The sequence below is a fragment of the Candidatus Magnetominusculus dajiuhuensis genome (assembly GCF_046044395.1).
Taxonomy (GTDB): domain Bacteria; phylum Nitrospirota; class Thermodesulfovibrionia; order Thermodesulfovibrionales; family Magnetobacteriaceae; genus Magnetominusculus; species Magnetominusculus dajiuhuensis.
Genome location: NZ_JBJUSG010000141.1, coordinates 1 through 8,421 on the forward strand (window position 1 = coordinate 1; position 8,421 = coordinate 8,421).

At 49.0% G+C, this 8,421-nt stretch carries 11 protein-coding genes and 1 pseudogene; 4 read left to right on the plus strand and 8 right to left on the minus strand.

What is annotated here, in order from left to right:
* Nucleotides 1–101: 101 nt before the first annotated feature.
* The 3 genes and pseudogenes from AB7D94_RS14880 to AB7D94_RS14890 all read left to right on the plus strand — a co-directional run.
* Entirely contained in the window at nucleotides 102–338 is a 237-nt protein-coding gene (locus AB7D94_RS14880) for a hypothetical protein (protein ID WP_420266752.1), read from the plus strand.
* 1 nt (nucleotide 339) lies between these two features.
* Nucleotides 340–612, plus strand: a complete 273-nt coding sequence (locus AB7D94_RS14885) for a type II toxin-antitoxin system RelE/ParE family toxin (RefSeq protein WP_420266753.1) — start codon at nucleotides 340–342, stop codon at nucleotides 610–612.
* Between the two features lie 75 nt (nucleotides 613–687).
* Nucleotides 688–834, plus strand: a pseudogene (locus tag AB7D94_RS14890) (HU family DNA-binding protein); the annotation flags it as partial.
* A gap of 14 nt (nucleotides 835–848) precedes the next feature.
* Here AB7D94_RS14890 and AB7D94_RS14895 read toward each other — a convergent pair.
* From AB7D94_RS14895 to AB7D94_RS14925, 7 genes are all read right to left on the minus strand, one after another.
* Complete coding sequence (locus tag AB7D94_RS14895; protein WP_420266763.1) at nucleotides 849–1,115, minus strand: type II toxin-antitoxin system RelE/ParE family toxin; 267 nt, start codon at nucleotides 1,113–1,115, stop codon at nucleotides 849–851.
* The gene (locus AB7D94_RS14900) at nucleotides 1,108–1,371 is read right to left on the minus strand and encodes a hypothetical protein (RefSeq protein ID WP_420266754.1); all 264 of its coding nucleotides are present in this window, start codon (nucleotides 1,369–1,371) and stop codon (nucleotides 1,108–1,110) included. The genes AB7D94_RS14895 and AB7D94_RS14900 overlap by 8 nt, the downstream gene beginning before the upstream one ends.
* A 290-nt stretch (nucleotides 1,372–1,661) precedes the next feature.
* Nucleotides 1,662–2,831, minus strand: a complete 1,170-nt coding sequence (locus tag AB7D94_RS14905) for a glycosyltransferase (protein WP_420266755.1) — start codon at nucleotides 2,829–2,831, stop codon at nucleotides 1,662–1,664.
* Nucleotides 2,824–3,954 carry a glycosyltransferase family 4 protein gene (locus AB7D94_RS14910; protein WP_420266756.1) on the minus strand — a complete coding sequence of 377 codons (1,131 nt, stop codon included), beginning with the start codon at nucleotides 3,952–3,954 and terminating at the stop codon, nucleotides 2,824–2,826. The genes AB7D94_RS14905 and AB7D94_RS14910 overlap by 8 nt, the downstream gene beginning before the upstream one ends.
* Nucleotides 3,935–5,083, minus strand: coding sequence for a glycosyltransferase family 9 protein (locus AB7D94_RS14915; protein ID WP_420266757.1), 1,149 nt, complete (start codon nucleotides 5,081–5,083; stop codon nucleotides 3,935–3,937). The genes AB7D94_RS14910 and AB7D94_RS14915 overlap by 20 nt, the downstream gene beginning before the upstream one ends.
* Nucleotides 5,084–5,215: 132 nt before the next feature.
* Nucleotides 5,216–5,611 (minus strand): response regulator, encoded by a 396-nt coding sequence (locus tag AB7D94_RS14920; RefSeq protein ID WP_420266758.1) that lies wholly within the window; start codon nucleotides 5,609–5,611, stop codon nucleotides 5,216–5,218.
* Between the two features lie 31 nt (nucleotides 5,612–5,642).
* Nucleotides 5,643–6,872 (minus strand): response regulator, encoded by a 1,230-nt coding sequence (locus tag AB7D94_RS14925; RefSeq protein WP_420266759.1) that lies wholly within the window; start codon nucleotides 6,870–6,872, stop codon nucleotides 5,643–5,645.
* 356 nt (nucleotides 6,873–7,228) lie between these two features.
* Here AB7D94_RS14925 and AB7D94_RS14930 point away from each other — a divergent pair, with 356 nt between their 5' ends.
* The gene (locus AB7D94_RS14930; protein WP_420266760.1) at nucleotides 7,229–8,248 is read left to right on the plus strand and encodes a flagellin N-terminal helical domain-containing protein; all 1,020 of its coding nucleotides are present in this window, start codon (nucleotides 7,229–7,231) and stop codon (nucleotides 8,246–8,248) included.
* Here the strand turns inward: AB7D94_RS14930 and AB7D94_RS14935 are convergent.
* Nucleotides 8,203–8,421, minus strand: a 219-nt coding sequence (locus AB7D94_RS14935) for a hypothetical protein (protein ID WP_420266761.1), incomplete at its 5' end; no start/stop codon positions are given. The genes AB7D94_RS14930 and AB7D94_RS14935 overlap by 46 nt on opposite strands.

Below are 8,421 nucleotides of genomic sequence, written 5' to 3' on the forward strand. Positions count from 1 at the left end.
TTAAAGCACGGGGGCTTTTAACTCTTTTCGCTTCTCTATGTCGGTTATAGGGATTATTTCATGTGTTTGCCTTTTTACCCTTTTCATGATATACTTTAAATATGAGCGAAACAATGACTGCCAATACCTATGACATTGAACGTATCAACGAAATGCTGAAAGGGCTGTCACCTGAAACCATTGCGTCTATCGTTGCCTTTATAGCTTCTCAGGCCGATAGAGAACGTAGGCATAATGAGTTTGTTGCTGAGACGCTTGCCGCTGAACAAGAACCTGACTCTATAATTTGCGATACAGCTGAAGAAGTTATGGAAGCTATAAGGAATTGGACAGAGTAGCTTGCCGAAGTTAATTCCTAAAAACAGCTTTTTACGGCAGTCATCGAAAATCACAAAGAAGTCGCCGTCATTAGAGCCTAAAATCTTGAAGGCATTAAACCTCTTGCGTGAGAATCCTTTTGCACCGCCTTTAAAAACGCATAAGCTGTCTGGCAATCTAAGTGATAGATATGCGTGTTCTGTGACTGACGATATTCGCATAGTATTCACAGTATCAGACGACACAATTCGCTTGCTCAACATAGGCTCTCACGACGAGGTGTATAATGGCTAAAAGGAACACATCCCATTTAATTGCTGGAAGCCAATTGTTAATTATTGCACAATGTGTCCCTTTTTATTGCACACTGTCCGTGAGCGCAAGGCAAGGAAAGGCCGTAATCCCCAATCCGGCGCACAGATAGATGTGCCTGCCAGGAAGGTGGTTAAGTTCAATCCGCTCAAATCGCTAAAAGAGGCCGCCGGTAATCGAGCCGGTGTCCCGAACTATCGTTGACCAAGCAAACGCTGTCAATACACCTCATCGTGAGAACCTATGTTGAGGAGATACAAGGTGTCGCCGGATAGCATGAAGGTAATGCGGATGTCCTCAGTCAATGAACACGCATATCTATCACTTAGGTTGCCTGATAATTTATGAGTTTTAAGAGAGGGCGTAAAAGGGTTCTCACGCAACGACATTAAGACTTTCGACAACTTAGCGTCCAGTGCCTGTGAGTTTTTTGTGAGCTTTAACGCTTGCCGGACAAATGGTTTTTTGAAGTTTAGCTTAGGCAGTCTCTTCGCTCCAGCTCCTTATGAATTCCATAGCCTCTTCAACCGTGTCAAACGTATAACCTTCTTCTTGTTCAGCCGCAAGCGTTTCCTCAACAAAGGCCTGATGTCGGCGTTCTCTGTCTGCAAGGTAGTCTATAAAAGAGGCAGCCTCTTTTATGCGCCCGGGAGACAGTACCGGCAATATCTCTATTATATGCTCAATGTCATGGTTCTTTACGGCGGCCTCAGTGGCCGTGTCTGTAATCATCTCACTCATATTTAAAGTATATCACGTAAAGAATAAAAAGGCAAATCACAAATAGGACAAATTCAGGGAGACATCCCATTTAACTTAATATGGGACAGGACATATGAGCGGACATTGCCAAACCATAGGCGTTGACGGCGGCGTCTTTGAAATAGCGCCTAGACGTCAAGGTAATGCCTTCCGCGTCCTCTATGCCATGAAAATTGGCGCTGAAATTTGTAGGATAATGGGGTCAGGTCTTGCAATGACACAATTACAATTATAACGTGAGATACATATCCAGGCGCGTCTGCCCCGGTCTAAACCACCATATTATACGCACTTTCCACCTCTTGAGCTATCTTGTCCCATGAGAAGCGCTCCACGATTGTCTGCCTTCCCGCCTTGCCGATAGCGGTTCTGAGAGATTCGTCGCTTGCGAGGAGTTCGATTTTTTGGGCGATGCCTGTTGCGGGGTTGGCCTCGTCCACGAAGAGGCCGTTTACGCCGTCTATTATGTAGTCCGTCAGGCCGCCCTTCCTTCTGGCAACAATCGGTAGCCCCGTGGCCATCGCCTCAAGCGCCACAAAAGGAAACGGGTCGTCAAAATTCGACGGTAATACGAACACATCGCCAAGCAGGTAAATCAGGTGTATCCTCGACGGTGTGAAAACGTCTGTAAATGTGATGGGAAGTCCCGACGCCATTTCCATTTGCCTTCGGGCGTAGTCCGCCCTGTCGCCGCTCCCCTTTTGAACTTCGCCTACTACGAAAAATTTGACGCCGTCAACCCCCAGCTTCTTACTAATGTTTTTATTAATAATAGAGGCGCTTTCAATAAAATGCTCGACCCCCTTTTCAGGCGATATACGCCCGACAAAGATGGCCACAAAGTCGTCTTTCTTTATGCCAAAACGCCCCCGAATCGCGTCCCTTAACCCGGGCACATCCCTGAAATCCCTGAACCTGTCGAGGTCAACGCCGTTATAGATACAAAACTTATGGGCGGCGGCTATGGGTTTCCCCGCATAGTGATTCATTATGTACTGGCTGCAGCCGGTGAAGGCATCCAGCTCAAGCGGCTCATCTACCGGGAATTCGTTCTGCACATGGAGCATCGTACGGCTGAGGCCGCAGTCTCTAACGGCCTTAATCAGCGGTGTGAAGCGCTTTATTGAATTGTGCATGTGGACTATCTCAGGGGAGATTTCCCTGATTAATCTGAGTATCCTGTCGTTGTATGAAAACGGGTCAAGCCTCGTGAGTTTCTGAAAGAGCCGCCTGTATACCCTTCCGAAGCGAATCCTATGGAAAAAAATGCCGTCTTTATATTCCTTGTCCGGGTAAAACTCATCAGCAAGGCACACGACATGTGGCTCGTACCCGACCAGTCTCTTTGAGACTTCATAAATCCACATCTCCACGGCAGCCCCCTTCAAGGGCGGTACGGGGTGCACGGGGGCGGCTGCCATTAATACCCTCTTAGGCATCGCTTATAACCCCGATTTCCTGTTCAAACCTCTCGGCTATCATGTCCCAGTTAAAATTGTGTGAGACACGGTCACAGGCACTTATGCCAAGCCTCTGCCTTAGTTCATTGTCCATTAGCAGTGTATTTACTGCCTTCGCAATTGCCAGTTCGTCCTTAGGAGGGATTAACAATCCAGAATCTCCAACAACCTCCAGTATGCCGCCAATATTGCCGGCCACTACCGGCATACCGCACGACATCGCCTCGGCTATGGATATGCCAAAGGTCTCATCAGCCACGCTCGGATACAGCGCAACATCGGCGATGGAGTAATAAGCAGGGATTTCGGCATTGGGAAGCCGCCCAAGAAACACTACCTTATCCGCAACACCCAAATCGGCGGCCAACTGCCTGAGGGTGTTTTCATAAGGTCCTTCGCCGCCAATAAAATATTTAATGGACAAGGACTTATCAATATGTGGAAGGGCGGCAATCGCGTACTGCAACCCCTTCCATCCGACAAGCCGACATATGCTTATAAGAATGTGTTGCCCATTGAGAGAGTGTCTCTTTATTAATTCCTTGCTGCGAGATAGTGGCCTGAAGCGTTCTGTGTCTATGCCGTTATATAAGACTATCGGCCTGATGGATGTGTAGAGCCTGACATCAATGGCGTTATAGGTACTGCACGAGAAAAACCTGTAGAGCCTTTTAACCATCCAGCGATAACCCGGAAAAAACTCCGTCCCGTGGGAGTTAAACACCGCCTTAGCGCCCGATATTGCCGCAACCAAAAGCGCCACAGGCAGGTCATACGGCTTGTGGATGTATATTATATCGTATTTGCCACGTATCAGAGGGACAAGGGCAAATATACTGAGTGAGAGACGCTCGACAAATTTTCTGAATCTTGTGCCAAAGTTCGGGACATATCTCCGGTTCAGATAGGGGTAGGTAAACACCGTAACGCATTCCATCTGCCCATGCACCGTCTCCACGATATTCTCTCCGCCGACCGCCCTGCCGCCATGAATATGGACTGTGTGCCCTCTTTTTGCAAGGGCGCAGGCAATGCCAAGCGTAAAGGACTCCACGCCGCCCGCCTTCGTTGTTGTCGTTAAATTATAGATGGCTATTTTCATTTATCTCAGAAATCTCCATTAGTGTCTCGGTTACCGCCGCCATGACCGCGTCCACAGTTATGGCGGACATACAGTATGGGGCCTTGCATTTTTTAGTTACGCAGGGGCTGCATGGCCGCTCTGCGCTGATTATCCTGTGCAGGTGCAACCCTGTAATCGCCCCCGTTCCCCAGTGGTTGGAAGGGCAAAACAGTGATACGGTCTTCGTGCCGAGGGCTATTGCCATGTGCATAGTGCCGGTGTCGTTTGTGACAAGGACAGAGAGAATCTTAACTAGCGCGGCAAGCTGCTTTAAAGACAAGGCCCCGGCAAGTGAAACCGCGCCCTTGCTATCTATGGCCGCCGCTATATCGCCACACAGGCGACGCTCCTCGCCTGAGCCGGTGATGACAATCCCTGCCCCCGGGTACAGGTGGAGTAGCCGTCTGCCAAGTTCGATATAAAACCCCTTAGGCCATGCCTTGTAGGACTGTGCGGCGCCGGGCTGCAGGCCGATAATGGGCCTTGCGCTGTTTAGCCCATGTGCCGCAAGGGTGGCCCTTATGTGCCTTACGTCTTCGGCGTCTGCGTTAAGCGCCATCTCTCTATCGTCTGTGGCGCAGCCCGCGAAGGAGGCCGTCTTTAACCTTACGTCAATGGCATGACACTGCCACGGGTCATCAAGCCCGTTTGATTGGTTACTCAGGAGAAAGCCGTACTGTCTGGATATGGGTATTTTGAAGATATGCCGCGCCCCGCTGATGTAGGCAAGCGGTGTCGCCTGCGGCTCGTTGCCATGGAAAATAAGGGCAACGTCAGGCCTGATACGGCGTAAGGCCAGTGCGGTACGAATGAATTTCCTGTAGCCTCCGTAATATGGCAAAATCGTGTCTATATGGGGATTGTCAGCAAAGAGTGGGGCATACCTTACATTGATACACGCCGTAATGTGCGCCTCCGGGTATCGAACTCTAACCGCCTTTATAGCGGGCGTGGACATCAACGTGTCGCCAAGCGCGGTTGACGAGATTATTAAAATTGTCTTAACTCCGTCAGGGGAGAAACTGCCCTCGCTGCTGTTTCTTTTATCGAGGCGCTTCACTGCCTTCATAGAAAGGTACAACAGGCCGTCAAATGGATTGAGTTTCACAGCGAAACACCACCGGAACGCCGTGGGCTGACCGTGTCCTGACTATGGTGTGATAGGGTGGGATGTCCTAAGGCCAATTGCCTCTGACCCATCACAGCCAGCCCCACGCACGGGGCAACCTCAGCAGCCAAATTAATCTACGAAGCCGTACTTTTTTAACTGGTCAATGAGTTTGTTCTTGTCTATCGGCTTTACAAGGTACTCCGTGCAGCCCCATTCAAAAGCCTCGTCCTTCTCTTCCTGCAAATCATAGGCCGTGGTCATAATCACTTTGACTTTGTACTTGTCCTCTACCCCGGCCTTTTTCTCCATCTCTCTGATATCCTTAAGAGCCTGCTGGCCGTCCATCTCAGGCATCATTATGTCCATGCAAATCAGGTCGTAAGGCTCTCCCTCTTTCCATGACTGCACAAACGCCCCTATCGCCTCTTCGCCGTTTACGGCCACGTCGCACTCCCCATATCTTGACAATATGCGCTGTAAAAGCGTTCTGCTCTTAAACTCGTCTTCCACTACCAGTGCCTTCATTATAAACCTCCCATGATATATATGGTGGACATTATTTCATTATCTCCACGGTAAACTTCGCCCCGCTTTCCGAGCTGGCCACATAGAGTTTGCCCCCCATGTGATTTTCGATTATTATTTTTGACATATACAGGCCTATCCCTATGCCGTCCTCCTTTGTCGTAAAATACGGCTCGAATACCCTGTCTATGACTCCGGCAGAGATACCAGGACCGTTGTCTTTCACCTCGACAACCACGCTGTCCCGTTGGTCGGTCAGACTGATGGAGATTTCACCCCTGTAGCCCATGCTGAAAAAATCCCGCCGCCTCTTTTCTCTTATGGCGTCCCTGGCGTTGATTATCAGGTTTAAGAGTACCTGTTTGTACTCCTCCGGATAGCTGAATATCGTTATTTCGGATATGCGCGGAGAATCGCTGAGGGCGCGCGCCCCCACGTTTACGTTTTGTGCAACGAAATCTATGTATATCTGGTTGTTTTCATACTGGAGTTTGATTAACGAAATGCACTCTTGTATCGCGGCCTTGACGCTGAAATGGCTTTTTTCACCGGACGGTTTAAAAAAATCCCTGAAATCTGTTATCGTCTTTGACATAAGATTGAGCTGGGCCATGGAATCCCGCGTCATCTCCGTAACGTACTTCTTAGAGATTTCGCCAAATTCAAACGCCTCCTCAAGGTCCTGCACAAGCAGCCCTATTACATTTAGCGGCTGCCTCCACTGGTGCGATATGGCAACCATCATCTCACCCATAGACACGAGCTTCGACTGATGAATAAGCAGGTGTTCCTTCTGCAAACCCTTCTCTATCTCCTCTTTTACCCTTATCTCAAGATTCTTGTTCAGCTCTTCAAGCTGCCTCGTCTTTTCCTTTACCACATTTTCCATCTTATGCTTATACACGGCCATCTCTATTGCATACTTTAATTCCATCTTTTCAAAGGGTTTAATGATATAGCCAAACGATTCGCTGTCCTTCACACGCTCGAATGTGGCCTCGTCAGTGTTTGACGTAAGATACACAACCGGAATGTCATAAAGCTCCTTTATCGCATCTGCCGCCGCAACACCATCCATCTGGCCGCGCAGGGTAATGTCCATAAGGACAAGCGTCGGCCTTTCCGCTTCAGCATGTTTTATGGCGTCCTCACCAGATAGTACCACGGACGTAACCTCATACCCCAAATCCTCAAGCGTCGAACTCAGGTTCGTCGCTATTATCCATTCGTCCTCTACAATTAATATCCTTGCCTTAGACATCTTTTCTCTTCAATGAATCAGACATATAAACTGCCTCCGGCTTGCTATCGCTGACTATTATAGCATAATTGATTCTATTTTGTCGGGTCAATTTTTACGTGCCACAATAGAGGCGGGAAACGGGAAATTTTTTCCCAATAGGAAAATTTTATTCACGCCAACAGAAAATAGAAACATCCATAATGACTCAATAAACTGCCGCAGAGGGCGTATTCCCTTATAAACAGGTGGTTGGCACGATAGTTGCTTACATAGCGCATGATGGGACAGATAGAATGGAACAGAACGATAAACAACATAAAATAGGATTAGTTGACTATTGATTAAACTATTAAATCAAGGTATGGAGGTGCACGATGGCTGGTTTTGCAATTAACACGAACATTATGTCAATTGACGCCCAGAGGAACTTGAGATCTACACAAGTGCCTCAGGCACAGGCGATGCAACGTCTGTCGTCAGGTTATAGGATTAATTCGGCAGCGGACGACGCGGCCGGCCTGGCGATAGCAACAAGGATGAACTCCCAGACAAGGGGGCTTACCGTAGCCTCAAGGAACGCCTCCGATGGTTTGTCCATAGCGCAGACGGCCCAAAGCGGCATGGACGAGATGACCAATGACCTGCAGAGGATAAGGGAGTTGGCCGTTCAGGCGATGTCCGGGCAGTACGGCGTTACTGATATCGCAAACATGCAGATGGAAGTTGACGCCTTAATCGAACAGGTAGGGGGAATATCCGAACAGACCAAGTTCAATGACAACAAGCTCATTTCAGGTCTCTTCACCTCGCGCATATTCACGAGTTACTCAGCGTCGGACTCATCTATCTCCATAACGCTCCCCTCTATGAACACAGACGCCATGGGTGGAAACACATTCAATTCCCTTGGAAAATTCGGGCCTATGATGTTTTTGAAAGACATCCATACGGCGGCCGGTAATGTATATACGGCCAGCGTGGCTAATGCCGCGTTTGTGCCTAACGAGACCCCTGCGCCTTACGCGTACAGCGATACCGCAAGGGCCGCTATCACCTACACGGGGCTTGCCTCGCTTCAGGTGGCCGACCCGACCTCTCACTCCGGATATACATCACGGGCGTCAAACACCATAGCCATCATTGACGGGGCATTGAACATCGTTATCGCGGCAAAGTCAAGCATGGGCGCCAAGAGCAACGAGTTTAACGCCGTCATCACCAACATTGACTCTGTAAATGAGGCCACTCAGGCATCCGAGTCAAGGATTATGGACGCCGACTTCGCAGCGGAAACGGCAAATATGACAAAGTACAATATATTACAACAGGCTGGAATATCTGTTCTGGCTCAGGCAAACTCACTGCCACAAAACGTCTTAAAGCTCCTGCAGTAAATCTCCGTACGGGTACGGCTCAACGTCAAAGACGAAGGGGGGTAACCCCCCTTCACCCGTATTTTCGCCCATGTTTTATCCTTTGAATTCCACCTGCCGCCCGTTGGCGGCCTCAGAACCAGGGCAATCGCATTAGAAATTGCCTCCCTTATTTTTGTCATTCCGGCTTGTCC

Excerpts from the sequence above, each read along its gene's own strand:
- AB7D94_RS14880 (WP_420266752.1), top strand. The coding sequence starts at position 102 with ATGAGCGAAACAATGACTGCCAATACCTATGACATTGAACGTATCAAC.
- AB7D94_RS14900 (WP_420266754.1), bottom strand. The coding sequence starts at position 1,371 with ATGAGTGAGATGATTACAGACACGGCCACTGAGGCCGCCGTAAAGAAC.
- AB7D94_RS14905 (WP_420266755.1), bottom strand. The coding sequence starts at position 2,831 with ATGCCTAAGAGGGTATTAATGGCAGCCGCCCCCGTGCACCCCGTACCG.
- AB7D94_RS14910 (WP_420266756.1), bottom strand. The coding sequence starts at position 3,954 with ATGAAAATAGCCATCTATAATTTAACGACAACAACGAAGGCGGGCGGC.
- AB7D94_RS14920 (WP_420266758.1), bottom strand. The coding sequence starts at position 5,611 with ATGAAGGCACTGGTAGTGGAAGACGAGTTTAAGAGCAGAACGCTTTTA.
- AB7D94_RS14925 (WP_420266759.1), bottom strand. The coding sequence starts at position 6,872 with ATGTCTAAGGCAAGGATATTAATTGTAGAGGACGAATGGATAATAGCG.
- AB7D94_RS14930 (WP_420266760.1), top strand. The coding sequence starts at position 7,229 with ATGGCTGGTTTTGCAATTAACACGAACATTATGTCAATTGACGCCCAG.